Origin of the sequence: Klebsiella pneumoniae subsp. pneumoniae HS11286 (genome assembly GCF_000240185.1) — a bacterium.
Lineage (GTDB): Bacteria > Pseudomonadota > Gammaproteobacteria > Enterobacterales > Enterobacteriaceae > Klebsiella > Klebsiella pneumoniae.
The window spans coordinates 17,921-44,513 of record NC_016846.1 but is presented as its reverse complement, the minus strand read 5'-3'; the positions used below and the strand labels follow the sequence as shown (position 1 = coordinate 44,513).

Annotated in this window: 36 protein-coding genes; 25 read left to right on the top strand and 11 right to left on the bottom strand. The window is 50.8% G+C overall.

From position 1 onward, the window contains the following. Positions 1 to 42 precede the first annotated feature (42 nt). Genes KPHS_p200670 through KPHS_p200650 form a run of 3 tightly spaced genes read left to right on the top strand, consistent with a single transcriptional unit; the run spans position 43 to position 1,698 of the window. Positions 43 to 687, top strand: a complete 645-nt coding sequence (locus KPHS_p200670; protein YP_005229683.1) for a hypothetical protein — start codon at positions 43 to 45, stop codon at positions 685 to 687. Positions 688 to 742: 55 nt separating this feature from the next. Beyond that, positions 743 to 1,393, top strand: a complete 651-nt coding sequence (locus KPHS_p200660) for a hypothetical protein (protein YP_005229682.1) — start codon at positions 743 to 745, stop codon at positions 1,391 to 1,393. Further along, positions 1,390 to 1,698, top strand: a complete 309-nt coding sequence (locus KPHS_p200650; protein YP_005229681.1) for a hypothetical protein — start codon at positions 1,390 to 1,392, stop codon at positions 1,696 to 1,698. The genes KPHS_p200660 and KPHS_p200650 overlap by 4 nt, the downstream gene beginning before the upstream one ends. 232 nt (positions 1,699 to 1,930) lie before the next feature. Here KPHS_p200650 and KPHS_p200640 read toward each other — a convergent pair whose 3' ends face one another. Both KPHS_p200640 and KPHS_p200630 read right to left on the bottom strand, forming a co-directional pair. Then, positions 1,931 to 2,791 carry a beta-lactamase gene (locus KPHS_p200640; protein YP_005229680.1) on the bottom strand — a complete coding sequence of 287 codons (861 nt, stop codon included), beginning with the start codon at positions 2,789 to 2,791 and terminating at the stop codon, positions 1,931 to 1,933. 182 nt (positions 2,792 to 2,973) lie between these two features. Beyond that, entirely contained in the window at positions 2,974 to 3,303 is a 330-nt protein-coding gene (locus KPHS_p200630; protein YP_005229679.1) for a hypothetical protein, read from the bottom strand. A 6-nt stretch (positions 3,304 to 3,309) separates the two neighbouring features. Between KPHS_p200630 and KPHS_p200620 the strand changes: the two genes are divergently transcribed. The 5 genes from KPHS_p200620 (at position 3,310) to KPHS_p200580 (ending at position 6,501) form a co-directional block, all read left to right on the top strand. Beyond that, positions 3,310 to 4,032, top strand: a complete 723-nt coding sequence (locus tag KPHS_p200620) for a hypothetical protein (RefSeq protein ID YP_005229678.1) — start codon at positions 3,310 to 3,312, stop codon at positions 4,030 to 4,032. 234 nt (positions 4,033 to 4,266) lie between these two features. Then, on the top strand, positions 4,267 to 4,746 hold the full coding sequence (locus KPHS_p200610) for an endonuclease (RefSeq protein YP_005229677.1): 480 nt from the start codon (positions 4,267 to 4,269) through the stop codon (positions 4,744 to 4,746). Positions 4,747 to 4,863: 117 nt separating this feature from the next. Then, entirely contained in the window at positions 4,864 to 5,133 is a 270-nt protein-coding gene (locus tag KPHS_p200600; protein ID YP_005229676.1) for a replication regulatory protein RepA2, read from the top strand. A 301-nt stretch (positions 5,134 to 5,434) separates the two neighbouring features. Continuing rightward, positions 5,435 to 6,292: a replication initiation protein RepA gene (locus tag KPHS_p200590; RefSeq protein ID YP_005229675.1), complete on the top strand. Its 858-nt coding sequence runs from the start codon at positions 5,435 to 5,437 to the stop codon at positions 6,290 to 6,292. A gap of 50 nt (positions 6,293 to 6,342) precedes the next feature. Then, on the top strand, positions 6,343 to 6,501 hold the full coding sequence (locus tag KPHS_p200580) for a hypothetical protein (RefSeq protein ID YP_005229674.1): 159 nt from the start codon (positions 6,343 to 6,345) through the stop codon (positions 6,499 to 6,501). Between the two features lie 84 nt (positions 6,502 to 6,585). Here KPHS_p200580 and KPHS_p200570 read toward each other — a convergent pair whose 3' ends face one another. After that, positions 6,586 to 6,720 (bottom strand): hypothetical protein, encoded by a 135-nt coding sequence (locus tag KPHS_p200570; RefSeq protein ID YP_005229673.1) that lies wholly within the window; start codon positions 6,718 to 6,720, stop codon positions 6,586 to 6,588. Between the two features lie 208 nt (positions 6,721 to 6,928). Then, on the bottom strand, positions 6,929 to 7,138 hold the full coding sequence (locus tag KPHS_p200560) for a hypothetical protein (protein ID YP_005229672.1): 210 nt from the start codon (positions 7,136 to 7,138) through the stop codon (positions 6,929 to 6,931). Positions 7,139 to 7,587: 449 nt separating this feature from the next. Here KPHS_p200560 and KPHS_p200550 point away from each other — a divergent pair, with 449 nt between their 5' ends. The 8 genes from KPHS_p200550 to KPHS_p200480 all read left to right on the top strand — a co-directional run bounded on the left by KPHS_p200550 (position 7,588) and on the right by KPHS_p200480 (position 14,791). After that, positions 7,588 to 8,850, top strand: a complete 1,263-nt coding sequence (locus tag KPHS_p200550; protein YP_005229671.1) for a DNA methylase family protein — start codon at positions 7,588 to 7,590, stop codon at positions 8,848 to 8,850. A 7-nt stretch (positions 8,851 to 8,857) separates the two neighbouring features. After that, positions 8,858 to 9,751: a hypothetical protein gene (locus KPHS_p200540; RefSeq protein ID YP_005229670.1), complete on the top strand. Its 894-nt coding sequence runs from the start codon at positions 8,858 to 8,860 to the stop codon at positions 9,749 to 9,751. A 3-nt stretch (positions 9,752 to 9,754) separates the two neighbouring features. After that, the gene (locus tag KPHS_p200530; RefSeq protein ID YP_005229669.1) at positions 9,755 to 11,698 is read left to right on the top strand and encodes a hypothetical protein; all 1,944 of its coding nucleotides are present in this window, start codon (positions 9,755 to 9,757) and stop codon (positions 11,696 to 11,698) included. Positions 11,699 to 11,710: 12 nt separating this feature from the next. Then, on the top strand, positions 11,711 to 12,664 hold the full coding sequence (locus KPHS_p200520) for a hypothetical protein (protein ID YP_005229668.1): 954 nt from the start codon (positions 11,711 to 11,713) through the stop codon (positions 12,662 to 12,664). Positions 12,665 to 13,049: 385 nt separating this feature from the next. Beyond that, the gene (locus tag KPHS_p200510; RefSeq protein YP_005229667.1) at positions 13,050 to 13,382 is read left to right on the top strand and encodes a hypothetical protein; all 333 of its coding nucleotides are present in this window, start codon (positions 13,050 to 13,052) and stop codon (positions 13,380 to 13,382) included. 12 nt (positions 13,383 to 13,394) lie between these two features. After that, complete coding sequence (locus KPHS_p200500) at positions 13,395 to 13,898, top strand: putative transposase (protein YP_005229666.1); 504 nt, start codon at positions 13,395 to 13,397, stop codon at positions 13,896 to 13,898. Between the two features lie 66 nt (positions 13,899 to 13,964). Beyond that, positions 13,965 to 14,228 (top strand): hypothetical protein, encoded by a 264-nt coding sequence (locus KPHS_p200490; protein YP_005229665.1) that lies wholly within the window; start codon positions 13,965 to 13,967, stop codon positions 14,226 to 14,228. 89 nt (positions 14,229 to 14,317) lie between these two features. Next, positions 14,318 to 14,791, top strand: coding sequence for a hypothetical protein (locus KPHS_p200480; protein YP_005229664.1), 474 nt, complete (start codon positions 14,318 to 14,320; stop codon positions 14,789 to 14,791). Positions 14,792 to 14,992: 201 nt separating this feature from the next. On the opposite strand, the gene KPHS_p200470 is transcribed toward KPHS_p200480, so the two are convergent. The 3 genes from KPHS_p200470 to KPHS_p200440 form a co-directional block, all read right to left on the bottom strand. Then, positions 14,993 to 15,187, bottom strand: a complete 195-nt coding sequence (locus tag KPHS_p200470; RefSeq protein ID YP_005229663.1) for a transposase IS26 — start codon at positions 15,185 to 15,187, stop codon at positions 14,993 to 14,995. A 141-nt stretch (positions 15,188 to 15,328) separates the two neighbouring features. Beyond that, on the bottom strand, positions 15,329 to 18,295 hold the full coding sequence (locus tag KPHS_p200460; RefSeq protein ID YP_005229662.1) for a transposase for transposon Tn1721: 2,967 nt from the start codon (positions 18,293 to 18,295) through the stop codon (positions 15,329 to 15,331). A gap of 3 nt (positions 18,296 to 18,298) precedes the next feature. Then, entirely contained in the window at positions 18,299 to 18,859 is a 561-nt protein-coding gene (locus tag KPHS_p200440) for a Tn4653 resolvase (RefSeq protein YP_005229661.1), read from the bottom strand. Between KPHS_p200440 and KPHS_p200450 the strand changes: the two genes are divergently transcribed. From KPHS_p200450 to KPHS_p200370, 8 genes are all read left to right on the top strand, one after another. After that, positions 18,848 to 19,015, top strand: a complete 168-nt coding sequence (locus KPHS_p200450) for a hypothetical protein (protein ID YP_005229660.1) — start codon at positions 18,848 to 18,850, stop codon at positions 19,013 to 19,015. The genes KPHS_p200440 and KPHS_p200450 overlap by 12 nt on opposite strands. Positions 19,016 to 19,307: 292 nt before the next feature. Beyond that, the gene (locus tag KPHS_p200430; protein YP_005229659.1) at positions 19,308 to 19,868 is read left to right on the top strand and encodes a putative replication protein; all 561 of its coding nucleotides are present in this window, start codon (positions 19,308 to 19,310) and stop codon (positions 19,866 to 19,868) included. A gap of 154 nt (positions 19,869 to 20,022) precedes the next feature. After that, positions 20,023 to 20,418 (top strand): hypothetical protein, encoded by a 396-nt coding sequence (locus tag KPHS_p200420; protein ID YP_005229658.1) that lies wholly within the window; start codon positions 20,023 to 20,025, stop codon positions 20,416 to 20,418. Continuing rightward, a complete protein-coding gene (locus KPHS_p200410) occupies positions 20,402 to 20,680 on the top strand; it encodes a hypothetical protein (RefSeq protein ID YP_005229657.1) in 279 nt (92 codons plus the stop codon). Before KPHS_p200420 ends, KPHS_p200410 begins: the two co-directional genes overlap by 17 nt. Before the next feature lie 110 nt (positions 20,681 to 20,790). Next, positions 20,791 to 21,216, top strand: a complete 426-nt coding sequence (locus KPHS_p200400) for an antirestriction protein Klca (RefSeq protein YP_005229656.1) — start codon at positions 20,791 to 20,793, stop codon at positions 21,214 to 21,216. A gap of 127 nt (positions 21,217 to 21,343) precedes the next feature. Then, the gene (locus KPHS_p200390) at positions 21,344 to 21,499 is read left to right on the top strand and encodes a hypothetical protein (RefSeq protein YP_005229655.1); all 156 of its coding nucleotides are present in this window, start codon (positions 21,344 to 21,346) and stop codon (positions 21,497 to 21,499) included. A gap of 45 nt (positions 21,500 to 21,544) precedes the next feature. Next, complete coding sequence (locus tag KPHS_p200380; RefSeq protein YP_005229654.1) at positions 21,545 to 21,841, top strand: transcriptional repressor protein KorC; 297 nt, start codon at positions 21,545 to 21,547, stop codon at positions 21,839 to 21,841. A 4-nt stretch (positions 21,842 to 21,845) separates the two neighbouring features. Further along, positions 21,846 to 22,826, top strand: a complete 981-nt coding sequence (locus tag KPHS_p200370) for a putative transposase (RefSeq protein ID YP_005229653.1) — start codon at positions 21,846 to 21,848, stop codon at positions 22,824 to 22,826. A 249-nt stretch (positions 22,827 to 23,075) separates the two neighbouring features. Here the strand turns inward: KPHS_p200370 and KPHS_p200360 are convergent, their stop codons facing one another. Next, a complete protein-coding gene (locus tag KPHS_p200360) occupies positions 23,076 to 23,957 on the bottom strand; it encodes a Class A Carbapenemase Kpc-2 (RefSeq protein ID YP_005229652.1) in 882 nt (293 codons plus the stop codon). A 16-nt stretch (positions 23,958 to 23,973) separates the two neighbouring features. On the opposite strand from KPHS_p200360, the gene KPHS_p200350 reads away from it, so the two are divergent. After that, a complete protein-coding gene (locus KPHS_p200350) occupies positions 23,974 to 24,120 on the top strand; it encodes a hypothetical protein (protein ID YP_005229651.1) in 147 nt (48 codons plus the stop codon). A gap of 112 nt (positions 24,121 to 24,232) precedes the next feature. On the opposite strand, the gene KPHS_p200340 is transcribed toward KPHS_p200350, so the two are convergent. The 3 genes from KPHS_p200340 to KPHS_p200320 all read right to left on the bottom strand — a co-directional run bounded on the left by KPHS_p200340 (position 24,233) and on the right by KPHS_p200320 (position 26,571). Next, a complete protein-coding gene (locus KPHS_p200340; protein ID YP_005229650.1) occupies positions 24,233 to 25,213 on the bottom strand; it encodes a putative transposase in 981 nt (326 codons plus the stop codon). A 122-nt stretch (positions 25,214 to 25,335) separates the two neighbouring features. Beyond that, positions 25,336 to 25,809, bottom strand: a complete 474-nt coding sequence (locus KPHS_p200330; protein YP_005229649.1) for a resolvase — start codon at positions 25,807 to 25,809, stop codon at positions 25,336 to 25,338. A gap of 39 nt (positions 25,810 to 25,848) precedes the next feature. Continuing rightward, positions 25,849 to 26,571: a hypothetical protein gene (locus tag KPHS_p200320; protein ID YP_005229648.1), complete on the bottom strand. Its 723-nt coding sequence runs from the start codon at positions 26,569 to 26,571 to the stop codon at positions 25,849 to 25,851. Positions 26,572 to 26,593: the final 22 nt, after the last annotated feature.

The window sequence follows — 26,593 nt, the reverse complement described above, 5'->3', positions numbered from 1 at the left end:
AAGACGGCTGTGAATGTTATTTTTATCTAAAAAGGAATCAATATGTTCAGATATTTCATTCTGCGCCCTGAGCAGCAGTTATTCTGTTATTTATACGGCTGCGCGCTGGCACTGGTTCAGATGGTTTTATTTTCTCCTGTATCCCGGGCAAGCGGATTTTATCTGGTTGCGTTATCTGTCGCGCTGTTCTGGGCCGGTCTGGCCCTGTACACCCGGCACATCGACCGGATGAGAAAGCCAGAGGTCTCACCGCTGGTCAGTATTCGCGACGGTATTCAGGTGGTGGCCGAGGTGCCGCGCTATGAAAAGGCCCGGCTGGAATGGGAAATCCTCCGGGATGATGAGGTGTTTCGCCAGCAAAGGTGTGAGCTTACAGGCCTGACCGGACGGGTTATCAGCCGGGGGCTGTTGTATACGCCGGCGGTGATGCTGGTCGGTATCGGTATTCTCGCCTGGGGTTCCCCACAGGATGCCATCCGGCTGATTAATGCTCTTCGTAATATGCCTGCTGCGGAACTGGTGCATCAGATTGGTTTTGTCCTGTGCCACTTCCTGCAGATTAGCGTCATATCAGTTCTGATTGCTGATGTTGTAGCCGGGAGAGGACTGCCGAATGTATTTCGCCGCGCGTTGCTCGACAGGCTGCCGGCAGAGTTCTGCCTTATCAGAAGAGGGACAGAAAGATGAGGAAGACGACAGGAAAACGCATCGGGAAAGAAAGGAACATCAGGGAATAAAATACATGGCAAAGATATTAATGATGGCGGGCAGTACCGTTGTTGTGCTGAGTTTGCTGGGATTTCTGGTGCTGCTTCTGAAAGGACGCGCAGTAACGAAGACTTCCCCGGTTCTGAGGTCACTGAAAGCCCTGGGTATTCGCCCCTCAGAGGCTGAGCAACGGTTGTGTCGCCAGCGGGTCTGGGTGGGTAATGACACACTGATGACGCCACGGGAACAACATTTTTTCCGGGCATTGCTGAGGCATACCAGCCGAACACGCTGGCTGTTGTGTCCTCAGGTCCGGGTGGCAGATATTGCCACACTCTCTCCCCATATCCGGCCACGATCCCGGACCTGGTGGCAACTCTTCCGGATGGCATCACAGTGGCACTGCGATGTGGTCATCGTTGACATCCATACCTTCGCTATCATCGGCGCAGTTGAACTGGATGATGCCTCACACCAGAAAAAACACCGTATCCGGCGCGATATTCTGCTGGAAGAGGTTCTGAGGCAGGCCGGCATTCCACTACTACGCGATCGGGATTCGGAGAGTCTGGTAAGAAAGGTCGTAGAGTTTCTGAAATACCGGGAAGCCGGTGCTGAAGAAAAATCCATAACCGTTATGAAATCAACGACAAAGCATAGCGAACACAAGGAGAAAGAAAAATGATTATCGCCGCTGAAGTGAAACGTGATGAACAGGGGTACTGGACACATCCTGCGCTGGTACGAAGTGGCTGTGAAACTTCCGCAGAATTAAGTTACTGGCTCAGAACCCATAAACTCCAGTGCTTTGTGATGACAATGCGCGATGAAGCGCCTGAAGCTTTCGCTGCCGGATTTACGGATGAAGCCCCGGATGCCCGTGGCTGGATACCGGAGCCACCGGATGATGATGGCTGGTTTCTGGGATCTGTCCACGATACCGGCGACGGACCCGTCTGCTACTGGTTTCGTCATACCACAAAATCCTGACGCCTCCGCATCGCGTCGTTGTCCAACCCCGGGAACGGGGAAAAGCCAGTTTCCCCGCTCCCGGCGTTTCTTAAACACCCGTTAAGGGGTCTGACGCTCAGTGGAACGAAAACTCACGTTAAGGGATTTTGGTCATGAGATTATCAAAAAGGATCTTCACCTAGATCCTTTTAAATTAAAAATGAAGTTTTAAATCAATCTAAAGTATATATGAGTAAACTTGGTCTGACAGTTACCAATGCTTAATCAGTGAGGCACCTATCTCAGCGATCTGTCTATTTCGTTCATCCATAGTTGCCTGACTCCCCGTCGTGTAGATAACTACGATACGGGAGGGCTTACCATCTGGCCCCAGTGCTGCAATGATACCGCGAGACCCACGCTCACCGGCTCCAGATTTATCAGCAATAAACCAGCCAGCCGGAAGGGCCGAGCGCAGAAGTGGTCCTGCAACTTTATCCGCCTCCATCCAGTCTATTAATTGTTGCCGGGAAGCTAGAGTAAGTAGTTCGCCAGTTAATAGTTTGCGCAACGTTGTTGCCATTGCTGCAGGCATCGTGGTGTCACGCTCGTCGTTTGGTATGGCTTCATTCAGCTCCGGTTCCCAACGATCAAGGCGAGTTACATGATCCCCCATGTTGTGCAAAAAAGCGGTTAGCTCCTTCGGTCCTCCGATCGTTGTCAGAAGTAAGTTGGCCGCAGTGTTATCACTCATGGTTATGGCAGCACTGCATAATTCTCTTACTGTCATGCCATCCGTAAGATGCTTTTCTGTGACTGGTGAGTACTCAACCAAGTCATTCTGAGAATAGTGTATGCGGCGACCGAGTTGCTCTTGCCCGGCGTCAACACGGGATAATACCGCACCACATAGCAGAACTTTAAAAGTGCTCATCATTGGAAAACGTTCTTCGGGGCGAAAACTCTCAAGGATCTTACCGCTGTTGAGATCCAGTTCGATGTAACCCACTCGTGCACCCAACTGATCTTCAGCATCTTTTACTTTCACCAGCGTTTCTGGGTGAGCAAAAACAGGAAGGCAAAATGCCGCAAAAAAGGGAATAAGGGCGACACGAAAATGTTGAATACTCATACTCTTCCTTTTTCAATATTATTGAAGCATTTACCAGGGTTATTGTATCATGAGCGGATACATATTTGAATGTATTTAGAAAAATAAACAAATAGGGGTTCCGCGCACATTTCCCCGAAAAGTGCCACCTGACGTCTAAGAAACCATTATTATCATGACATTAACCTATAAAAATAAGCGTATCACGAGGCCCTTTCGTCTTCAAGAATTTTATAAACCGTGGAGCGGGCAATACTGAGCTGATGAGCAATTTCCGTTGCACCAGTGCCCTTCTGATGAAGCGTCAGCACGACGTTCCTGTCCACGGTACGCCTGCGGCCAAATTTGATTCCTTTCAGCTTTGCTTCCTGTCGGCCCTCATTCGTGCGCTCTAGGATCCTCCGGCGTTCAGCCTGTGCCACAGCCGACAGGATGGTGACCACCATTTGCCCCATATCACCGTCGGTACTGATCCCGTCATCAATGAACCGGACGGCACTGTTGCAAATAGTCGGTGGTGATAAACTTATCATCCCCTTTTGCTGATGGAGCTGCACATGAACCCATTCAAAGGCCGGCATTTTCAGCGTGACATCATTCTGTGGGCCGTACGCTGGTACTGCAAATACGGCATCAGTTACCGTGAGCTGCAGGAGATGCTGGCTGAACGCGGAGTGAATGTCGATCACTCCACGATTTACCGCTGGGTTCAGCGTTATGCGCCTGAAATGGAAAAACGGCTGCGCTGGTACTGGCGTAACCCTTCCGATCTTTGCCCGTGGCACATGGATGAAACCTACGTGAAGGTCAATGGCCGCTGGGCGTATCTGTACCGGGCCGTCGACAGCCGGGGCCGCACTGTCGATTTTTATCTCTCCTCCCGTCGTAACAGCAAAGCTGCATACCGGTTTCTGGGTAAAATCCTCAACAACGTGAAGAAGTGGCAGATCCCGCGATTCATCAACACGGATAAAGCGCCCGCCTATGGTCGCGCGCTTGCTCTGCTCAAACGCGAAGGCCGGTGCCCGTCTGACGTTGAACACCGACAGATTAAGTACCGGAACAACGTGATTGAATGCGATCATGGCAAACTGAAACGGATAATCGGCGCCACGCTGGGATTTAAATCCATGAAGACGGCTTACGCCACCATCAAAGGTATTGAGGTGATGCGTGCACTACGCAAAGGCCAGGCCTCAGCATTTTATTATGGTGATCCCCTGGGCGAAATGCGCCTGGTAAGCAGAGTTTTTGAAATGTAAGGCCTTTGAATAAGACAAAAGGCTGCCTCATCGCTAACTTTGCAACAGTGCCGGATAACTTACTTTACCATCGGTTATCCCTTTTAGCCGCACAAATTTTAGCCATGGCTTTTCAGGAAGTCAGGGCTATCAGAATGGCCTTAGAAAGCCTAGTCAAAGAGCTGTCACGAGAACACCGTTAGCTTAGCGTACGATTTTTTCCGAATTCTGCGGTTCCCCCCACCAGTTCCGGCCGTGTATGCCGCCAGCATCGAGACGGGGTATTCGCCGGAAGGAACGGCTCTGCAGCTGGTCCTGAAGACTATTAATTCTGCACAGCAGGAAATCCGGCTGATGGGCTATTCCTTCACCTCACCCGAAGTCGCCGGCGCGCTTGTCAGGGCAAAACAGCGTGGTCTCGATGTGAAAGTGGTTCTGGACTGGAAAGCCAATACAGGCAGGCAAAACAAGGCGAGTCTGGCGGCCATGAATCTTCTGGTCAATGCCGGTATCCCGGTTCGCACAGTGTCGCAGTACAAAATCATGCACGATAAAGTCATTATTGCTGACGGCCGTAATGTTGAAGTGGGGTCTTTTAACTACACTCGAGCCGCTGATCGGGTCAATTCAGAGAACGTGCTTGTCGTGTGGGATGTTCCAGTCGTTGCTCAACACTATCTGCGGCACTGGCAGTCCCGCTGGAATGGCGGTACTGACTGGTATTCATCGTACTAACGATCACATTGAACACATTTTTTCTGCGCCAACAGGAAAATGTATTTTACATTAAATTAATGTGTGCTCTCGCTGCCTATAAAGACATGTAGTATCTTTGTCCAGGTATTTGGTTTAATGCTTGAGGAGGCAGAGATGTCACAGGTCGTTAACGGAGTTACTTCCTCATCGAAACGTCCCTACCGAAAAGGGAACCCACTTAGCGCTGCTGATAAACAGCGATCTTCAGTGGCAAAGAAAAGGGCCACCCATAAAGAAGTTAAAGTGTTTCTGGAACCACAGCTCAAAGAAATATTGATGAAAATGTGTCATGACGATGGGTTAACACAGGCTGAAGTACTGTCCCGGTTGATCCACCGCGAAGCATTAGCCAGAAACATAGCTTAATGGGCTTACTTTCTTGAACCTTTACCCGATGAGTGTTAAATTGCTGCGAGAGTAGAGTTTTTGGTGTGCCACGCCGTAAGGTGGCAGGGAACTGGTTCTGATGAGGTATCTACCCGGGACCAGAAAAGCAAAAACCCCGATAATCTTCTTCAATCTTGGCGGAACGAAAAGATTAACGGGGCCTTCATAAACTGCATAGAACGTGTTGCTCTATGCAGGGAGTATATGTACATGCTCAGAAAACTTCAAGATCAGTTTCTGTGTCATTCGCTCCTTCCGTGCAACATAAGCGCAGGAAGCGGTGACTGATATCCTTCAAAACCACTATTCACAGGTTAAAAACCCGAACCCGGTTTTCACGCCGCGAGAAGGGAAAAAGACCCTGCCGTTCTGCCGTAAGCTGATGGCGAAAGCCGAAGGCTTCACGTCCCGTTTTGATTTTTCCATTCATGTGGCGTTTTTGCGTTCGCTGGGTAAGCGGCACAGGATGCCACCACTGTTGCGCCGGCGTGCAATTGACGCGCTACTGCAGGCAATGTGTTTTCACTATGATCCGCTGGCCAATCGCGTGCAGCGCTCGATTACCAATATGGCCATCGAGTGTGGACTGGCCACCGAGTCAAGGAGCGGCAACCTGTCAGTCAGCCGTGCCACGCGGGCGCTGAAGTTTCTGGCGGAGCTGGGGCTCATCACCTATCAGACGGAATATGACCCGCAGATCGGCTGTAACATCCCGACCGATATCACCTTCACCCCGGCTCTGTTTTCCGCGCTTGACGTTTCTGAGGTGGCTGTGGTGGCCGCGCGCCGCAGCCGTGTGGAGTGGGAAAACCTGCAGCGCAAAAAGCAGAAACTGAAACCGCTGGAGATGGACGAGCTGATCGCAAAAGCGTGGCGGTTCGTGCGTGAGCGTTTTCGCAGCTATCAGGCTGAGCGTAAATCTCACGGCCGGAAGCGGGATACTGCACGGCGGGATGCATCACGGCAGCGTCATGACATCGAGACGCGCGTGCGTCAGCAACTGACCCGCGAATACGCCACCGGCCGCTTCAGGGGCGATAAAGAAGCGCTGAAGCGTGAGGTTGAGCGCCGTGTGCAGGAGCGCATGCTGCTGTCGCGCGGGAACAACTACACGCGACTGGCCACTGTGCCCATATAACATTCCTTCCTTAAAAAATCCGGCCGGCGCCGGAGGCTTTCGCACGCCTGTTGCCCGGCTACTACGTATTATCTTATCTTCAGGCCTGCATTCCTCACCATAATTCCGGTCTTCCTGGCGTCAACGTGGCCTTAAATGTTATCGCCGGCGTCACTTTTAACGGCCGATTTCTGTTATCCACATATAACTGCAAGGGAGTATTTCATTAGGCTACAACCGTGATACGCACAAAGCACATGCCGTCGGGCTTTCAGGGCGCGTGGTTCCTTTTAAACACCAGCTCTGTACCTCTTTTAAAGATCCTTTAATAAATCCTGTAAACACATAACCTGTTCATCGCCTGCCCTGTGGACAGGCTGCAGAGAATGCCCGCCCTTGCAGCGACCTGACGGTCGCGCCGGTTCGGCAACACCAGAGAGAGCTCCCATCGCTTCGCGACGGGCCCCGACCGGAGAACCAAATTAGTTACAGCATTCATAACGTTATTCATCATAAAACCAGCGCCGGTTTGCCAGCCAGGAGCCCCTCCCCACCACTGAAAAGCGCCGCCGCCCCGGCCAAAGGCCGGGGAACAACATCGCTTTTAATGATGGGTGTTGTAACTACTCTTCTTCATCGCTGTAAGTGGAGCAGCGGTCAGTTATTTAGTACACGCTCGTAAGCGGCCCTCCGGCCCGCTAACGCGGAGATACGCCCCGACTGCGGCTGTCGCCTTGTCGGGACCACTCCGACCGCGTACAGAGGCTCCTGAGACGTTTTGAGCGGGTATGGCTTTGCAGCTACCGTGTTAAGTTTCCTGGTGTCGCTGAAATAGTTGATGAACATCCCCCTAAGCGTCAGCAGCAAGCTGCCGCCGCTAAGGCCCCGGAAATCACGCCCTTTACGTCGTAAACGCCGTAAAGCCCGCTCACCGGGGTTAAAAGGGATTACTTTGACTTCTTCATTGCTGTTAGATGGTTAAGGCTAATCAGGGCAGGGGGTAGGGTGGCAGAATTTATAGCCCGGTAACCGGCTACGCCGGGCTTTCGGCGCCATTTGACGCCACAGACACATGTAACCTCATCTGGCGCCTCCATGCCGCTGACGCGGCATCCAGAAGTTTCCCGATGCTGTAAGTCTTAACGTCTGCTTTGTGCCAAAGGCGGAAGTAACTAACAGCAGTCTGTGTGAAAATACGGGGAGCAGGTCAGTCAGAGTGTACCGCAGAAGTCTACTTTTCAAACGTACATTTTAATAAGTAGAAAAGTTATTGAGTCCAGTCTCTGTTGCCTATATCTTTAACAAAGATAAAACATTTGAATTATCTGTTAAATGATATGGCTATCAGACATGATGATCTGAGGGCGGTAGCATTCCAAAAACAAGAGCAGAAGAGGCGGAAGTTCAAGTTGAGCATGGGCAAAACGATTTCAAGAAAAAAACGTCTATCTCAGTACTATACAAACCGGGATGTGGCAGAGTTGCTTATCTCATCATTACCATCAGACGAAGCAAGTACAATCATTGACTTAAGTGCTGGTGAAGGCTCGTTGTTGATGACAGCTGCGCTCAAATACGACAACGCAAAGCTCTACGGAATTGATATTGATGATGAAAACTGCAGAAAGTTAGACCTATTACAAAACACGACGAGTATATGTTTAGATGCAACCCATTCAGCCAGTTTTGATAAAATAAAGGCACAAAACAGTACATATGGCATAGTCATTGGCAATCCTCCTTTTTATACAGCTGAACATACTGCCTATACAAGGTTCTTATTTAAGGAGTGGGCACTAAATCATAAAACAAAATATTACAGAGCTGAGGTTTTGTTCTTAATGTTATCGCTTAAGTTGCTTGATCGAGACAGTTGTTGTGGAATTGTTGTACCTGATACGATATTTTCAAGCGAGAAATATAAACCACTCAGAGAAAAAATAACCTCATTATTTAAATATATAGATGTTATAGAATTAGATAATAAGGCATTTTTGGGAACTGAAGCAAGGACTCATATTCTCACTGTCAGTAACAAAAAATCAATAAGCCCATCAATAACAACAAGAAGTTCAAAAAAAAATAAAGCGATAAGGCTTAAAAAAGAAGAGTTTATTGAAAGGGCCGACCATCAATATAACTCTTTTAAATATAACAATAACGAAAAAACGATTGAAACTTCAGGTATAAAAGTTATGAGAGGGAATATCAGCAAAACGAAAAAAACTCAACTGCATGATGCGATAATCCATTCATCTTCTTTTTATAATGATTTTTCTTTATTTGAAAATAACAATGACAGTGCAGAAAATGGTTCAGCCGTACAGGCGGTGAAAGGAGATGTTGTTGTACCCCGTGTAGGAACAAGATGTTTGGGGAAAGTTGGGATCATACGAAACGGTTCTTTTTCCATTACAGATTGTGTTTTTGTTATCAAAGCTTCTGAGTACGAATGTGGTGAAATGGTTGCCGCGGCATTAAAATCGAAATTTGGAGTCGACTGGATTAAAAGTATTTCGAAAGGCATTGGAGCGCAGTACATAACATTAAATGACATAAAAAAACTACCCCTGCGATAATAACATCATGAAAATAGATCATATTACAGCAAGAGATACTGAAGCGATTATTGAACAATCTAAAAAATTAATCAAGATTGGTTACTGGGATAATGTAAAAGTATCAGTACTGCAACGCTGGTTAGATAATTTCAAGGATGAAAAGGAAAAATATCTTGCAGCCTCTGTGTTAAGCGAGTTGATATATCGTAACAGAGAAACTGTTACATCTATGGGCTATAATATATCCTCAATTATTCTCCCACAGATCTTAGAGGAGTTAGATATTTACCATATTGAGGATATTGAAAAATGGATGAATGACATCAACTCGCCAAAACATGCAAGGAATCTTCCGTTTCGAACGTCCGTAATAAATAATGTGGATAGTAAAGTCACTAAAAGTGGTGATGTAATACACACATTCCTACAAAGAGATTTTTTCGATAAAAACTTAGGGGTAAAAGTTGAAAATATAGAAAAATTGCCACCAAGAATCAAAGCGATAGTTTTTTTTGATGATATGCTTGGTTCTGGCACTCAAATTGACACTTTCATGAAAGAAACAAATCTTGATGAACTTGGAAAGAAAATAATATTCATTCCATTTGCGGCTCTACGCGATTCAACAATAAGGATACAATCTAAATATAAAAACCTAATTATTAGGCCTGTTGAGTACTTGGATGAAAATCATAGTTTCTTTAGAGCATCCAACAGGAGAATAAATAGAGAATATTTCTATACACATAATGACTTCTTAAGATTGTACATTGATATATGTAATAAGAACTCAATAAGCAATCCATTAGGGTTCGGTAATTTGGGGCTTAGTTATGTCTTGGCAAACTCAACTCCAAATAATAATCTTTCATTCCTCTGGTTTGAAAATGAAGGATGGAATAGGTTATTCAAAAGGTAAAATATGAAATTTAACGAGATTTTTTCGAAAAACCGTGCCGAAGAATTACCTGATGATCTCTATGGTAAATATGTTCTTCCCTTAGGGTACGAAGATGTAAATCTAAAAAAAACGACAAAAGCAAGTATAGTTATTGGGGGGAGAGGATATGGAAAAACGATGTTCTTAAAGTATCATTGCCACCAGACAGCTCTAAGTGTGAATAAAGATACGATTGGTATTGAGGATCTTTCCAATCTGGGTATATATTGGCGCCCGGATACATCCTTTAGCCAGTTATTAACCGAAGCTTGGCTCGGAAAATTTTGGTCAACAGCTTTCAAAACGTACATGAGTCTATCGCTGATTATTGAGTTTGTTAAACTAACCAATAATTTATTGTCCGAAAAATCTCCTGTTTTTTCGTTGAAAGAGAAGATTAATAATCTGAAATTGCCAGATACAATTTCTGAAGGTTTGGGCATTGATAAAAATGCGAAACTTGTTGATGTTAGCGATCTTTTACATGAAAGACTGTTTACTCTTTGCAATTGGATAAATGCCCCAGTTACTGAAACACCACCGTTTTCTCTTGATACAAAATTTTCATTACAGAATATCATTAGCAAACTACATGCAATAACTGGATGCATTATAAAGCCTAATTTTCAAGTTTACATTGACGAGTTCGAGAACTTGACATCAGACCAGCAGGCAATAATCAATACTTTAATGAAGCACGGATCCATGCCGTTACTGTTCAGTGTTGCCTATAAGAAAAATGCTAATATTTCACATAAAACGTTAGGCAACGAAAGCATTGTTGAGCAGCATGATTTCAGATATATAGACTTAGAAGAACTGTATCTCAATGACTTTGATACATTTGCTGGTGAGATATTAGCCCTGCGCTTTTCAGATTATATAGAAAACACTGATCATGAAAAACTCCGTTCCATATTTACGTCAGAACATCAAATCCCGCACAGACAAACGAAGGAGTATCAGGATTCAATTAAAAATCTGGCCAGTAAGTTTCTTCCTGAAAAATCGACAAAAGAGATATCACATGAAATATTCAGTGATGACGCATTAACTAAAAAATTACATTCAATGATTGAAACCGGTTTGTCTAAATCAAAGTCAAAATTGCAAGTTCAATATTTTATAGATGATAAATTTCCTGAGGCAAGCCTGATAAATGGTGCATTGCTGAATAGGAAAAGTATTAGCCCAGACGAGGTGTTAGAACAATATTTGCAATATAAAGCAGGACATACAACAAAATATAAATCATGGATACCTAACAATCTCGTCGGTGTAATTCTCTATCTTTATAATAAATTACCAACCAGAATCTGCCCACTGTACGCTGGCTATAAACAGTTTGTATATTTATCAAGAGGGAACATCAGACATTTTCTGGAGTTATGTCACCAGTCGGTAACAAAAACAAATATCACGTCTCCACTGCCGCCAAAAACGATACCATCCATGACAATCGAAGCTCAATTAGAGGCCACCCTGAAGACGAGTGAACTCGAAATTGAAAAAATAGGAGATTTTGGTGCTCATGGAATGCATCTAAAAAGAGTGGCTAAAAGACTTGGTGCGATTTTCAACTATTGCCAATCTCGACGTTCTCAGAGCGAATCAGAAGTAAACCATTTCACTTTAGATTTAACTGATATAAATCTTCTTGCTTATAATGTTAAGGAAATCCTAAATGAATCATTGGTGTGGTCCGTGCTGATTGAACAGAAAGGAACGAAGAGTAAATCAACTGACAACCTGGAACTCAATGATTACGTCTTACATCCAGTTCTTGCACCATATTTTGGAATAAGCCACAGAAAAAAGAAAAAAATAAAATTTAGCAAAGGTGAGGTTGAAACCATTTTTGTAGGTAGTGATGAAGATTTTTCATCCTTGTTAAAGAAAATATGGAGCCCGGTGGGATATCGATGACTCATCTTTTTGATGTTTTCTAGTTTCAGTCACATCATACCAGTTGGGCCTGTTATGATAAAATTCAAACGTATCAGAACTCACAACAACTTAGATTTTACTAATCGCCATCATGACATTTTTTTCTATGGTGAAGAGTTAGATGAGAGAACTGGCCTGGCGATAAAAAAAGTAAACGCAAGCAATGCATTTCAGGTTAAATATGTAAAAGATGAATATGCATTAAAACTCAATGGTAATAAATACAAATTGTTAGCATTGAAGGATGCATTAATCTCTATGTCGCCTAAAAAAGTAATAATAGACTCTACTTCTCTTGATTTCCCTGAAATATTGTATCTTTTTTACTCCATTAATATGATTGAAGGTATAGAATCATTTACTGTTCTCTACATTGAACCGAAAGAATACAGTAAGTCGCCTTCGACTGAGGGCGGGGATGAGGAGTATCAATTAAGCGATGGCCGACAGCCATTTTCTTCTCTTCCCGTATTTTCACTGAATACAATCACATCTGGCTTACAAAAAACCAGCCTGGTTTCATTCTTAGGATTTGAAAACTCTCGTCTAGGCCAGATTTTAAGTAATGATGATGGGGCAAGCTTCAATAAATTACTGGCTTGTATATCAGTCCCAGCTTATATCCCAGGCTGGGAGAACAAATCACTCAGAAAGCATTTATTACATTTCGACAGCATGGAGACAGATCTAAGAACCTGTCCTGGTGCAAACCCTTACGCCGTATATCAGACCTTATTAGATATATATGCAGAAAACCCAAGACTGGTGCTGACATCCTTAGGTACAAAGCCTACGGCTATCGGTATCTGCGTTTTCTTAATTAACAATCATCCAAATAATAGCGTTGAAAAACAATTGGGAGCAATATATGACTATCCTATAAAATCCATCAACCGTACAATTGGAATTGGTGAGATTTACTCCTACGAACTATCAATAAGCTAACGTCCCGCCTACGTTCATACGTTTGAAGTGTTCGGTACCACCGGCTCTGTGACAGTTCAAGCTCATCATCAAAATCTTCGGCTACAGGCCTAGTTTTATTGTGGAGAGTAATTACGGTGATTGAATAAGTCGTGAAAATTGGCAACCTCCATTCGGCTTGTTCCAACTGATGCAGAGCCGGGCTATTGATCCACTCAAAGAGATGGCTCATGCATCAGTTGTATTGTTGTAAAGCCACACCGTCATATTGTATTTGAAAAGAAAACGCTTTAGTCAATCCCAGCCTTAATAACTGTTTGATGTTCAATATAACGTTCTATACTTGAAAAGACTATTTAGATGATTAAAACTGTTATAAATACTGGTATGTATAACACGAAGTCGAATGAGTAAGGTATTTTTTGTGTGGGATTTATTCATTAAGATAATGCTGCTGTTACCGATTCCCTTGATAACTGTTTTTCCCAACATTATTCCTTTTCTGACTTATAGACAAAATGGTGATAAAAACAAATCCGCCCTGATGGATACACTAGCCCGAGAGATGGATAAACAACAACCCTGTGCGTATCTTGTGGAGTCATGCGTTTCTCGACCGCATAACATCCGGCCAATACCTTGGGCGTTTCTGCGGGTGGTACTACATTACAGTAATTCGATGGAAATCATTCAGCTAGTATCATCTGGGAGGAGAATACTGGCACTGTTGCAAATATAGGCTTGGAGGGAGATGGTAAATGTTGGCTTCACCGGGAGCGAAACGACGGTCAGGGATGTTGTGGCTAAGTGGCGTAAGCAGGTTAACAGTCCCGTTATCGCCCCAGTTCGACTCCCCTCAGCATCCAGGGTAAGCCGCTGGTTAATGCCCTGGCGAATGATCAGAGGAGAAGAAAACTATGCATCCCGCTTCATCGAATCGATGTGCCAGAAAGAACCGCAACTGAAAATGGCGCAACAGCTGTCGCTCGACTTCTATCGAATGCTGAAAACGAAGAATAAATCGCAGTTAAATCAATCGTTCACTGACGTAAGTCAAAGTGGGCTCATTGACCTTCAGCGTGTTGCGGCCAGTATGGAAGCGGATGCAACAGCAATACACGAAGCGATAAGCAGCAGATGGAGTAATGGCGTTGTGGAAGGCCATGTAAACCGCCTGAAGATGCTGAAACGACAGATGTACGGTCGAGCTGGCTTCGAGTTACTTCGACGACGAGTCATGAGCCCTCTGGCTTAAACAACTCCACCTAAGTTGCGGAAGACCCAGTTTTGCACCGTTGGTAACAATGATGATATCTTGGACATGATCGGATGGATGAGCCCTGACCGGAAAACCAATTTTCTGAGTCATTCTGCGAATCTGCGATTTTATGCATTGTGCTCTGTGGAAGGGTTGAATAGCTATATAGCCCCGGAAAAAATTAAGGCGCAGATAAAGGTTTCACGTGGTGGAAAAGGTATCAGCAGGTTAATCAGGGTGCTCGGGAAAAATGAGTTCATCCGAATTGTGAAAGATAGCCAGACGGTACTCACTATCGGCATGGACAATTCCATTGCGACTGGCTAGGTCAATTCATCGCCGTTGCTGTCATTAATTCCGGGTTTAGCACAAGAGTTGTTTATTAGTTTAAATATTAATAACTGGATGATAATTAGATGAATAATATCGAGATAATTGAATCAGGATACAATGCGTTATGTGATGCTTATAATAATTCCGTTATCAGTCTTAAGCGCTCCTCCCTATATGAAGATTTACTAGTCCATATGGATATTCCTGAAAAAAACAGGAGCCGATTCACTTATGCTACTTTGAATGATCGCGACGAAATAATCGCAATATGTGTGTTTATTGTCTCTCTTGATGAGGGAACAACTGATGTAGGATGGTTTGTTAGAGCGGACTTTAGAGGTAAAGGGGTTGGTAGAGATACAGTAGAAAAGGCATTCAACGAGTTTAAGAATGGTCTCAAGGGGGCTGGAGTTGAGGCTATTTTTATTGGCGCCACTGTTGATAATGGTAATACTCCTTCAATTTCATTGGGGCAGAGGTTTATAGGCGGAGAAGAAATAATAGAAAAAGAAGACGGGACTACCATCTACTCATACCTCAATCGTTTCACGCTTTAGTTAATGGGAGAGGGTCAATGGAAAGAGTGAGTACCTATGTCATGGGGTAGTGACCGGGTAGCTGCGATAACTGCCAACTTTTCATCCCTCCACCTTCACGCACAAACGAACGTATATGTGACAGGTACGACATGCTGATAGGCTACATGGGCACTGTTGCAAAGTTAGCGATGAGGCAGCCTTTTGTCTTATTCAAAGGCCTTACATTTCAAAAACTCTGCTTACCAGGCGCATTTCGCCCAGGGGATCACCATAATAAAATGCTGAGGCCTGGCCTTTGCGTAGTGCACGCATCACCTCAATACCTTTGATGGTGGCGTAAGCCGTCTTCATGGATTTAAATCCCAGCGTGGCGCCGATTATCCGTTTCAGTTTGCCATGATCGCATTCAATCACGTTGTTCCGGTACTTAATCTGTCGGTGTTCAACGTCAGACGGGCACCGGCCTTCGCGTTTGAGCAGAGCAAGCGCGCGACCATAGGCGGGCGCTTTATCCGTGTTGATGGGGAGCCCGCAGAATTCGGAAAAAATCGTACGCTAAGGTTTTCCGGGCATCCGTAAGGGCCGAAACTTCCCGTCTTCCAGTCTGCGGCTCTGCCGCCAGACGTAATCGCCGGTTAGGTTGATGTGCTCCCAGCCCAGCGGCGACAGGAATTGCAGCAGCTCGCCGTCCACCGGCTTGCCGGCCTCGACCAACCCCTGGGTGGCGCGTTCCAGGTACACCGTGTTCCACAGCACGATAGCCGCCGTCACCAGGTTGAGGCCGCTGGCCCGGTAGCGCTGCTGCTCGAAGCTCCGATCCCTGATTTCCCCAAGGCGGTTGAAGAACACCGCCCTGGCCAGCGAGTTGCGCGCCTCACCTTTGTTCAGGCCGGCATGCACGCGGCGGCGCAGTTCAACACTTTGCAGCCAGTCCAGGATGAACAGCGTGCGCTCGATCCGGCCCAGCTCGCGCAGGGCCACGGCCAGTCCGTTCTGGCGCGGGTAGCTGCCGAGCTTGCGCAGCATCAGCGAGGCGGTGACGGTGCCCTGCTTGATCGAGCTGGCCAGGCGCAGGATGTCGTCCCAGTGGGCACGCACGTGCTTGATGTTCAGGGTGCCGCCGATCAGCGGGCGCAACGTCGGGTAGGCTTGCACGCCCTGCGGCACGTACAGCTTGGTTTCGCCGAGGTCGCGGATGCGCGGCGCGAAGCGGAAGCCTAGCAGGTGCATCAGGGCAAAGACGTGATCGGTGAAGCCGGCCGTGTCGGTGTAGTGCTCCTCGATCCGCAGGTCGGACTCGTGGTACAGCAGGCCGTCGAGCACATAGGTGGAATCGCGGACGCCGACATTCACCACGCGGGTGCTGAACGGCGCGTACTGGTCGGAGATATGGGTATAGAACAGCCGTCCCGGCTCGCTACCGTACTTCGGGTTGACGTGCCCGGTGCTCTCGCCCCGGCCACCCGCGCGGAAGCGCTGGCCATCGGAGGATGAGGTCGTGCCGTCGCCCCAGTGGGCGGCAAAGGCGTGGCGATACTGGTGGTTGACCAGCTCGGCCAAGGCCGCCGAATAGGTTTCGTCGCGGATGTGCCAGGCTTGCAGCCAGGACAGCTTGGCGTAGGTCAGGCCGGGGCTCGACTCGGCCATCTTGGTCAGCCCGAGGTTGATCGCATCACCGAGGATTGCGGACAGCAGCAACGTCCTGTCTTTGGCCTCGGCCCCGTCCTTCAAGTGGGTGAAGTGGCGGCTGAAGCCCGTCCAGTCGTCCACGTCCATCAGCAGTTCGGTGATCTTGATGCGCGGCAGTAACTGGCTGGTTTGGTCGATCAGCGCCTGCGCCCGATCCGGCACCGCCGCATCCAGCGGGGTGATTTTCAGCCCTGACTCGGTGAGGATGGCATCGGGCAGCTCGTTGTCCTTGGCCAGGCGGGTGACGGTGGCCAACTGCTCGTCCAGCAGCTGCAAACGCTCTTCCAGGTACTGGTCGCTGTTCGGGTTGATCGCCAGGGGCAGGGCCTGCTCGCGCTTGAGTGCGGCGAACTTCTCGGCCGGCAGCAGGTAGTCGTCGAAGTCGCGGAACTGCCGCGAGCCCTTGACCCAGATGTCGCCGGAGCGCAGGGCGTTCTTCAGCTCGGACAGGGCGCAGATTTCGTAGAATTTCCGGTCGAGGCCTTCCGGGGTGATCACCAGCGGCTTCCAGCGCGGCTTGATGAAGGCCGTGGGTGCATCGGCCGGCACCTTGCGCAGGTTGTCGGCGTTCATCTCACGCAGGGTCTGCACGGCTGCCAGCACGCCTTGCGCGGCCGGCGCGGCGCGCAGTTCCAGCACCTCCAGCAAGGCCGGCGTGTAACGGCGCAGGGTGGCGAAGTTCTCGCCGACCAGGTGCAGGTGGTCGAAGCCTTCCGGCCGGGCCAGCAGCTCGGCCTCGCTGACGCTCTCGGTGAACTCGTCCCAGGGAATCACCGCCTCGATGGCGGCATAGGGGTCGCTGCCGCTTTCCTTCGCTTCCAGCAGCGCCTGGCCGATCCTGGAGTACAGGCGCACCTTGTCGTTGATCGCCTTGCCCTGCTTCTGGAACTGCTGCTGATGCTTGTGCTTCGCGCCGCTGAACAGCTTGACCAGGATGCGGTCATGCAGATCGACCAGCTCATCGATCACGGTCGCGGTGCTCTCCAGCACCACGGCGGCCAGGGTCGCGTAGCGGCGCTGCGGCTCGAACTTACCGAGGTCTTTGGGCGTCATCTGCCCACCCTCGCGGGCCAGCTTGAGCAGGCGGTTCTGGTGGATGTGCCGGCCCAGGCCTTCGGGCAAGTCCACCAACTGAAATGTCTTCAGCCGCTCGATGTGTTCCAGCATGTGCCGAGAGTTGGGTTTCAGCGGTGCCTGGCGCAGCCAGGTCAACCAGGTGATGCTGCTGCCGGCCTTGAGCTTCAACAGCTCGTCCAGCTTGGCCCGATGCGAGTCCGTGAGTGGTTCGACCAGGGCGCGGTAGACCCGCCGATTGGCTCGCGCAATGGCTTCCGAGCAGGCCCGGTCAATCACGCTCAGCGCCGGCAGGATGCGTCGTTTCTGCCGTAGGCTCTCCAGGGCCTGACCGGCCAGCAGCAAGCCTTTGTCGGTCTGCTGGGCCAGCTCGGTTAGCTCGCGCACCAGGGCGCGGAAGTCGGACAGGCCGAACGGGGCCAGTTGCAGGTAGGTGCGCAGTTCCTGGGCATGCTCGCGACGGGTCACGTCGCGCTCGCCGTACTTTGCCCAGCTCGCCGGCTCGGCCTGGACTTGCTTCGCCACCCACAGGATGACCGGCTCGGGCAGCTCGCTGTCGGTTCCCAGCGCGTAACCGGGGTAGCGCAGCAGGCAGAGCTGCACGGCGAAGCCGAGGCGGTTGGCGTCGCCGCGTCGCTGGCGGATCAGCGACAGGTCGGAGTCGTTGAAGGTGTAGTAGCGGATCAGGTCATCCTGGCTTTCCGGCAGCGCAAGCAGGGTGTCCCGCTCCGTGGCCGAGAGGATCAAGCGACGCGGCATGTGTCAGTCGTCCGTGCGGAGGTACTGGTAGAGGGTTTCCCGGCTGATGTTGAACTCGCGGGCAAGCTGCGCCTTGGGCTCGCCGGCCGTCGCTCGCTGCCGCAGGGTAGCAGCCTGCTCATCGGACAGGGCTTTCTTGCGGCCCCGGTACGCGCCACGCTGCTTGGCCAAGGCGATGCCCTCACGCTGCCGCTCGCGGATCAGGGCGCGCTCGAACTCAGCGAAGGCCCCCATCACCGACAGCATCAGGTTGGCCATCGGCGAGTCCTCGCCAGTGAACACCAGGCCCTCCTTCAGGAACTCGATGCGCACGCCGCGCTGAGTCAGCTTCTGTACCAAGCGACGCAGGTCATCGAGGTTGCGGGCCAGCCGATCCATGCTGTGCACCACCACTGTATCGCCTTCGCGGACGAAGCTCAGCAGCGCTTCGAGCTGGGGGCGCTGGGTGTCCTTGCCCGATGCCTTGTCGGTGAACACCTTGCTCACCTGGGTTTGTTCCAGCTGGCGTTCCGGGTTCTGGTCAAAGCTGCTGACCCGGACGTAGCCGATGCGGTGCCCCTGCACGATGTCTCCTTGGTTGAAGGCGGCTTAAGTGCACTTTCTGTTCCGTTGTGCCTCAAAGCCCATTTCTGTCAGGCTGAAATCTATAACCTTCGCGGGCATGTGTCAAAAAATGGGAAAGCAGACTCTATTCTGACGAAGCGGCGCGGCCCTGCCTGACATCAAGTTAGGGTATAGCCTAGATTGACATGCGCGATGCAACCCTTAACTTGCTTGCACCTATCGTTTCCATGCTAGCTTTATCGTAACGCTAAGGAAGCTCTGAAAAAGCCCATGTTTCGCGAAATCACCGCTCTGTAACCCGCATGGTTGCTGGGATGCATTTCTCGAGCGGGGGCTTTTTCAGACCTTCCTTAGCTTAGCGTACGATTTTTTCCGAATTCTGCGGTTCCCCCTGGAAGACCTACGCAAGTTGGGCCAGCTCAGAGGTGGAATCAACGAAGGCGAGCGAATGAGGCATCTTTTCTGGCGTCTTAACTTTCTCCTTCTCTCCGGGGCAACAAACAGCGCCCAGATGTACCATGAGGCCGCCGCTCTTTCCTCCGAGCTGGATACTCGTTGGTCTTACCGCTCCAAAGAGCTTATGACGCTCTACAGCAAGGCGAAATCCTATGAGGCTGGGGAACGTGTCGAGTTCGGCGGAAAGTCGTTTGCACCGCTATACACGCCCAAAAACGACACGCTGATCAACCTATTCCAGATCTCACAGCAAGAACAAGAGCAACTGAAGACGATTATCAGCACTGACGAGGCTCAGAAGCGCCGCAGAGAGCGCGATAGACTGCGTGATGAAGAACGTCGCCGCGCCGCTGGCCAGCTTGAGCGTGAAGCCTATGAAGCCAACTCATTGAGCAGGCAAAAGCCCTGGGAAGCTATGGGCATGAGCCGGGCTAAATGGTATCGCCTGGGCAAGCCTTCACCTCAACAAAACAGTGAGACAAGTCCCTCCCCTATTACTAATGGCGAAGCCTCAGCGGTTGCCCTTCAGGCGGCCAGGTGTAAAGCCGTTTAGATGGCTATTTCAAAGTGAGTGAGATTTCGTAACGGATGGCAGCCCTAGAGGCTGCTTTCTTTTGAGGGGTTAGCAGGCGTATAGCCATGCTGGATCTCAGTCTATCACTACCTGCTTAATATTCCACCTTTAGATCCGGCAGCAGTTCGACCAGGTGGCCAACTTACCAGGCACCGGCAGCAGCTCGACCGGGTGGCCAAGTTCAGATCTGGACGCCAGAAGGAAATCAACCAGGTGGCCAACTTACCAGGCACCGGCAGCAGCTCGACCAGGTGGCCAAGTTCAGATCTGGACGCCAGAAGGAAATCAACCAGGTGGCCAACTCACCAGGCATCGGCAGCAGCTCGACCAGGTGGCCCATTTCGTACGTACGAAATCAGGCGACGCTATGCGAAATCTTGGCGGCAATCCCCCGCGACTACGTGATTTTTTTAACGTAGAGCGCGCTTTTTCTTGCCATAGTAGGCCATTTTGGCCTATAATCTTAATTAAGAAGACCGGGCACCCGCCACGGTCAATACCGGAGAACTCCGATGATCCACACAGCTAACCGCACCTTTCACCAACTCTATCGAGAATGGATACGCGAACGCCGCGAGCATATGCACAACGTTTTGACCTGGGAGCGTGATCGTTACGGTGCTCGCCTCGTCGGTCTGTTTTATCGTTACTGCAAGGTGGCCAACCCCTTTCCCCGTTGCACTCTGAATACTCGGATCAACTACCGCGCCCATGCGGTGAATCTGCCAGATTGGCCAGCCCGCAGCCTGGAGCTGAATAAAATGTGGCTCAGTTGGAGAGAAAAAAAGTAGGCCGATTTGGCCTATTTTTTATTGTACCCGCTTGACACAATAGGCCAAAATGGCCTATTATATATCTCAGAAGGCCGGGCACCCGCCACGGTCAATACCGGAGAACTCCGATGATGCAAACAGAACTTAATCCCCTGATCTGCTCCCTGGTCGCCACCCCTCGCCGTATGGCTGCAATGCCCCGCTATGTAGGCCGTTTCTATGTGGTTTTCGAGTCGATGCTTTACCAGCAAATGAAAGGGCTCTGCCGCGAGTATCGCGGGGCTTATTGGCTTATGTGGGAGCTGTCGAACGGCGGCTTTTATATGGCTCCTGGGCGTCGTGATGAAATGCTGAACATCGAGGCCATGAACTACTTTAGTGGCCAAATGAGCGCCGATGCTGCCGGGATTACCGCTTGCCTCTACCTCTATAGCCATCTGTCATTTCACACAGAAGGCGCTGACCAGGAGCGGTTTTCAAGGCTGTATCACAGCTTGCGGGATTGGGCTTGTGAGCATGACGAAAAAGAGGCCATCTTGGCCGCAATAGACTAGCAACAGAAAGCCCCGGTGATGGCCGGGGCTCTTAAAGGAGGTGCATAGGTAGAAAAAGAAATGGTGCCCCTGGTATGGCTGCAACCAATCACAGGGGCTTTCACCGGTCAATTTGAGGATAAACGCGATGAATACGGATATTGTATCACTTGCAAAACACATTGGCGACGCTCTGACGGCCCGCCGCCCCGTTCATATGCCGCGCATGAAGATGCGGGAGCTTGGCTTGCTCTTGATTGAACTGAAGGCGTATCGGGAGGCCGCCGCGACCGTTACCCATTGATAAAAAAGCCCCGGCATTGACCGGGGCTATTTGAGGATTTATCGCATGATTAGACCTGAAACGCTTAGGCCGTTCGCTGAAGATTGGCAGGCTCCAACCGCCGATGAAATCAAAGAGGTGTTGGAGCTGATTAGGCAACGAAAAGGGCTTAGTAAGCCTCTCAGTGGCGTTGATGTCGCTGATCTCGTTGGTTTGCCTGGTGAGAGAGGCAGCGGAAAGGGAACCCGAACCTTCAGGCGTTGGGTGAGCAAAACCAACCCTAGCCCTATTGCTTATGGTGCCTGGTCTATCTTGGCCCACCTGGCAGGTTTCGGGGCTATATGGGACGCTGACCGGGATTGAAACCATGACCGAACATAAGGCCGAACGTGCTCCCTGGGGAGACTTCCCGGCAGTAGTGAGGAACGGCGATCTAAAGGATCTCTCTAAAGAACCTGAATACGAAGCCGCCAAACATGGCGACCACAAGGCGATGAGCTATAAGCGCATGAAGCCGGCCGAGGACGAATTGCATTGCGAGATCAAGGCGCTGCTTGATCGCGCCAAGGCTACCGACGACCAGGAGCGTAACGAGCCGGAGCTGGACATTCCTGCCGAGATTTCTCGCCGCGAGAAGCGCCTGGAGGCGATCCAGGCGGCAAAGGCGCGCCTGGAAGCGCGCCAGCGTGAAGCGGACCAGGCCCGGGGGCGCAGCGAAGACGATGGCCGCCGGCCTCGCCATCCGGATGGCTCGGACAAGGGCGGTGGCTCGTACAAACGCGAGTTTGGTGTGCCGGATGACCGTGATCAGGAAAGCTTCACCGATCCGGACAGCCGGATCATGAAACACGCCGGTGGTGGCTCCGAGCAGAGCTACAACGGGTACACAGCGGTCGATGCCGAGCACCAGATCATCGTGGCGGCGGAGTTGACCAACTGCGCCGCGGACAGTCAGGCGCTGCTGGGCATGCTGGCAGCAGTTCAGGCCAACACCGGAGAAATGCCGGCCCAGACGCTGGCGGATGCGGGATTCCGTAGTGAGGCTGTTCTGGCAAAGGTCGCCGATCACCACGGCGATGTCATCGTTGCCCTCGGCCGCGAGGGACGTGAAGATGCCAAGGTCAATGCCAAGACCCATCCGCATACGGCGGCGATTGCGGCGAAATTGAAAACGGAGCAAGGCGATGCAGCTTACCGCCGGCGCAAGTCGATCGTGGAGGCTCCGAATGGTTGGATCAAGGCGGTGATGGGATTGCGTCAGTTCAGCATGAGGGGCCTGGACAAGGTGCAAGCCGAGTGGAAGCTCGTCTGCATGGCGCTAAATCTGAGGCGAATGGCGTATCTGTGAGGGCGAAGGTTAAATGGGGCGGCTCAAATGCACCCCAGTCGTCATAACACGCCGCGCGCCGCAAGATTGGTATCCTTGGCGCCGACGCCTTGCCAATTGCAGAGAGCGCCGCCGCCATCGTCAGTGCTCTACAGAAAACCGGTCACACGGCTCTGCCGCGCAGACTCCTAGCCTAAATGTGACAGTGGTTGGTAATCCATGCCGCCCGCAAGGGCGGCGGTGGTGGGCCAATAGATGATTTTCAGAGCCTTACTGCCCGTTGACGCCCAATCCCTCGAGCGCGAGTCTAGCCGCAGCGGCGATGACGGCCTCGCTGTGCTTGTCATCCTTGTTAGGCGCCCGGGTGTAGACGGCCAACACAATAGGTGCGCGCCCAGTGGGCCAGACGACGGCATAGTCATTTGCCGTGCCATACACTCCGCAGGTTCCGGTTTTGTCTCCGACTGCCCAGTCTGCCGGCACCGCCGCGCGGATGCGGTGGTTGCCGGTCGTGTTTCCCTTTAGCCAATCAACAAACTGCTGCCGCTGCGGCGCAGCCAGTGCAGAGCCCAGTGTCAGTTTTTGTAAGCTTTCCGTCACGGCGCGCGGCGATGAGGTATCGCGCGCATCGCCTGGGATGGCGGAGTTCAGCTCCAGCTCCCAGCGGTCCAGACGGAACGTGGTATCGCCGATAGAGCGCATGAAGGCCGTCAGCCCGGCCGGGCCGCCCAACTCCTTCAGCAACAAATTGGCGGCGGCGTTATCACTGTATTGCACGGCGGCCGCGGACAGCTCCGCCACCGTCATGCCTGTTGTCAGATATTTTTCCGAGATGGGTGACCACGGAACCAGCGCATTTTTGCCGTAACGGATGGGTGTGTCCAGCAAGCCGGCCTGCTGCTGGCTGCGAGCCAGCACAGCGGCAGCAAGAAAGCCCTTGAATGAGCTGCACAGTGGGAAGCGCTCCTCAGCGCGGTAACTTACAGTTGCGCCTGAGCCGGTATCCATCGCGTACACACCGATGGAGCCGCCAAAGTCCTGTTCGAGTTTAGCGAATGGTTCCGCGACGAGGTTGGTCAGCGCGGTGGCAGAAAAGCCAGCCAGCGGCCATGAGAGACAAGACAGCAGAACTAGACGGCGATACAGTGACATCAACGATATTCCTTGTTTGAAGGTGGAGCTAGGTGTAGCGGCCGGATGTAATCAGGCCGCTACAGCTGGGATTAGGGGTCTGACGCTCAGTGGAACGAAAACTCACGTTAAGAAGTCATTTTTCAATATTATTGAAGCATTTATCAGGGTTATTGTCTCATGAGCGGATACATATTTGAATGTATTTAGAAAAATAAACAAATAGGGGTTCCGCGCACATTTCCCCGAAAAGTGCCACCTGACGTCTAAGAAACCATTATTATCATGACATTAACCTATATGTCAAGACCCGGCTGGTTATACACGCGTTTCCTGAACAATTCAGGGCGTTTTTCATGCCATTCCTTGAGCGCCTGAACGGGTGTTTTGTGTTGGAGCGCGCGTTGCGGAATGCTGTGGTTGTAGATCTTGACGTAATTGCGCAGCGTCGATTCCAGTTCGGCAGCTGAACCAAAACGGGTCTGGTTGACGATGTCGCTGATACGACCGTTGAAGCGCTCCACCATGCCGTTGGTCTGCGGATGACGAGGCGGGATGAGCCGGTGCTCGATGCCGAGCTGCTTGCACAGGCGGTCGAACACGTGTGTGCCGCTGGGTTCCTTCTTCTTGCCGCCAGCCGTGAAGCGGTCGGTGAACTGGCTGCCGTTGTCGGTCAGAAGCTTGACGATCTTGACGGGACAGGCTTGCTGGACTTTGTTGAGGAAGTCGCCACTGCTGCCATCGGTCTGGTCGGCATAGAGCTCGATGAAGACCCAGCGCGTAGCACGGTCGATGGCAACGAAGAGATAGCGCCTTGCCGTCTCGTCGGGCATCTGCGGCAGGTACTTGATGTCGATGTGCACAAAGCCCGGCTCGTAGTCCTTGAAGGTCTTTTTCGTGGCGGGCGCAGTGCCTTCCTGCTCGACCAGGTTACGTAGATCCGAGACACCGTGGCGGCGCAGGCAACGTCCCAGGCCGGCACGCGAGACGGCTGGATTGATGAACTCGCGCGTGACCGCCAGCAGGTCGTCCGTGGGCAGCAGCAACGTCTTGCGCAGCTCCACCACGATGAGCTCCTGCTCGGGCGTGAGCGTCGTGTACATCTTGTTCGGCGCATGCGACTTGTCTTCAGGAGACTCGCGGTTTTGCCACTTTCGGATGGTTTGGCGGGTGACGTTGTACATCCTGGCCAGTTCGGCCTGCGGGAGCGTCGAGTTCCTGATTTCCTCACGGATCAGGTGGGTAGTACGGGCTTGGCTGTGCAGTGCCTGGGTCATCGAGTTGCCAGTGAAGAGTCGGATTGGAACAGTGTACGCAAAACGTGTCTGGCCTTGAAGAGCGGCCAGCTACGCATGGGTACATGATCCCACGAGTCCAGACACCTATAAAAATAGGCGTATCACGAGGCCCTTTCGTCTTCAAGAATTTTATAAACCGTGGAGCGGGCAATACTGAGCTGATGAGCAATTTCCGTTGCACCAGTGCCCTTCTGATGAAGCGTCAGCACGACGTTCCTGTCCACGGTACGCCTGCGGCCAAATTTGATTCCTTTCAGCTTTGCTTCCTGTCGGCCCTCATTCGTGCGCTCTAGGATCCTCCGGCGTTCAGCTTGTGCCACAGCCGACAGGATGGTGACCACCATTTGCCCCATATCACCGTCGGTACTGATCCCGTCGTCAATAAACCGAACCGCGACACCCTGAGCATCAAACTCTTTTATCAGTTGGATCATGTCGGCGGTGTCGCGGCCAAGACGGTCGAGCTTCTTCACCAGAATGACATCACCTTCCTCCACCTTCATCCTCAGCAAATCCAGCCCTTCCCGATCTGTTGAACTGCCGGATGCCTTATCGGTAAAGAGGCACTGTTGCAAAGTTAGCGATGAGGCAGCCTTTTGTCTTATTCAAAGGCCTTACATTTCAAAAACTCTGCTTACCAGGCGCATTTCGCCCAGGGGATCACCATAATAAAATGCTGAGGCCTGGCCTTTGCGTAGTGCACGCATCACCTCAATACCTTTGATGGTGGCGTAAGCCGTCTTCATGGATTTAAATCCCAGCGTGGCGCCGATTATCCGTTTCAGTTTGCCATGATCGCATTCAATCACGTTGTTCCGGTACTTAATCTGTCGGTGTTCAACGTCAGACGGGCACCGGCCTTCGCGTTTGAGCAGAGCAAGCGCGCGACCATAGGCGGGCGCTTTATCCGTGTTGATGAATCGCGGGATCTGCCACTTCTTCACGTTGTTGAGGATTTTACCCAGAAACCGGTATGCAGCTTTGCTGTTACGACGGGAGGAGAGATAAAAATCGACAGTGCGGCCCCGGCTGTCGACGGCCCGGTACAGATACGCCCAGCGGCCATTGACCTTCACGTAGGTTTCATCCATGTGCCACGGGCAAAGATCGGAAGGGTTACGCCAGTACCAGCGCAGCCGTTTTTCCATTTCAGGCGCATAACGCTGAACCCAGCGGTAAATCGTGGAGTGATCGACATTCACTCCGCGTTCAGCCAGCATCTCCTGCAGCTCACGGTAACTGATGCCGTATTTGCAGTACCAGCGTACGGCCCACAGAATGATGTCACGCTGAAAATGCCGGCCTTTGAATGGGTTCATGTGCAGCTCCATCAGCAAAAGGGGATGATAAGTTTATCAC

Bases quoted from the DNA above. Each gene is read 5' to 3' on its own strand.
- KPHS_p200510 (YP_005229667.1), top strand. From the start codon at position 13,050: ATGAGTAAGGTATTTTTTGTGTGGGATTTATTCATTAAGATAATGCTG.
- KPHS_p200410 (YP_005229657.1), top strand. From the start codon at position 20,402: ATGATCCACACAGCTAACCGCACCTTTCACCAACTCTATCGAGAATGG.
- KPHS_p200660 (YP_005229682.1), top strand. From the start codon at position 743: ATGGCAAAGATATTAATGATGGCGGGCAGTACCGTTGTTGTGCTGAGT.
- KPHS_p200370 (YP_005229653.1), top strand. From the start codon at position 21,846: ATGACCGAACATAAGGCCGAACGTGCTCCCTGGGGAGACTTCCCGGCA.
- KPHS_p200630 (YP_005229679.1), bottom strand. From the start codon at position 3,303: ATGATAAGTTTATCACCACCGACTATTTGCAACAGTGCCGTCCGGTTC.
- KPHS_p200640 (YP_005229680.1), bottom strand. From the start codon at position 2,791: ATGAGTATTCAACATTTTCGTGTCGCCCTTATTCCCTTTTTTGCGGCA.
- KPHS_p200460 (YP_005229662.1), bottom strand. From the start codon at position 18,295: ATGCCGCGTCGCTTGATCCTCTCGGCCACGGAGCGGGACACCCTGCTT.
- KPHS_p200400 (YP_005229656.1), top strand. From the start codon at position 20,791: ATGATGCAAACAGAACTTAATCCCCTGATCTGCTCCCTGGTCGCCACC.
- KPHS_p200430 (YP_005229659.1), top strand. From the start codon at position 19,308: ATGAGGCATCTTTTCTGGCGTCTTAACTTTCTCCTTCTCTCCGGGGCA.
- KPHS_p200380 (YP_005229654.1), top strand. From the start codon at position 21,545: ATGATTAGACCTGAAACGCTTAGGCCGTTCGCTGAAGATTGGCAGGCT.
- KPHS_p200540 (YP_005229670.1), top strand. From the start codon at position 8,858: ATGAAAATAGATCATATTACAGCAAGAGATACTGAAGCGATTATTGAA.
- KPHS_p200530 (YP_005229669.1), top strand. From the start codon at position 9,755: ATGAAATTTAACGAGATTTTTTCGAAAAACCGTGCCGAAGAATTACCT.
- KPHS_p200570 (YP_005229673.1), bottom strand. From the start codon at position 6,720: ATGGGAGCTCTCTCTGGTGTTGCCGAACCGGCGCGACCGTCAGGTCGC.
- KPHS_p200340 (YP_005229650.1), bottom strand. From the start codon at position 25,213: ATGACCCAGGCACTGCACAGCCAAGCCCGTACTACCCACCTGATCCGT.
- KPHS_p200650 (YP_005229681.1), top strand. From the start codon at position 1,390: ATGATTATCGCCGCTGAAGTGAAACGTGATGAACAGGGGTACTGGACA.
- KPHS_p200670 (YP_005229683.1), top strand. From the start codon at position 43: ATGTTCAGATATTTCATTCTGCGCCCTGAGCAGCAGTTATTCTGTTAT.
- KPHS_p200520 (YP_005229668.1), top strand. From the start codon at position 11,711: ATGTTTTCTAGTTTCAGTCACATCATACCAGTTGGGCCTGTTATGATA.
- KPHS_p200500 (YP_005229666.1), top strand. From the start codon at position 13,395: ATGGTAAATGTTGGCTTCACCGGGAGCGAAACGACGGTCAGGGATGTT.
- KPHS_p200360 (YP_005229652.1), bottom strand. From the start codon at position 23,957: ATGTCACTGTATCGCCGTCTAGTTCTGCTGTCTTGTCTCTCATGGCCG.
- KPHS_p200390 (YP_005229655.1), top strand. From the start codon at position 21,344: ATGAATACGGATATTGTATCACTTGCAAAACACATTGGCGACGCTCTG.
- KPHS_p200480 (YP_005229664.1), top strand. From the start codon at position 14,318: ATGAATAATATCGAGATAATTGAATCAGGATACAATGCGTTATGTGAT.
- KPHS_p200600 (YP_005229676.1), top strand. From the start codon at position 4,864: ATGCTTGAGGAGGCAGAGATGTCACAGGTCGTTAACGGAGTTACTTCC.
- KPHS_p200490 (YP_005229665.1), top strand. From the start codon at position 13,965: ATGATCGGATGGATGAGCCCTGACCGGAAAACCAATTTTCTGAGTCAT.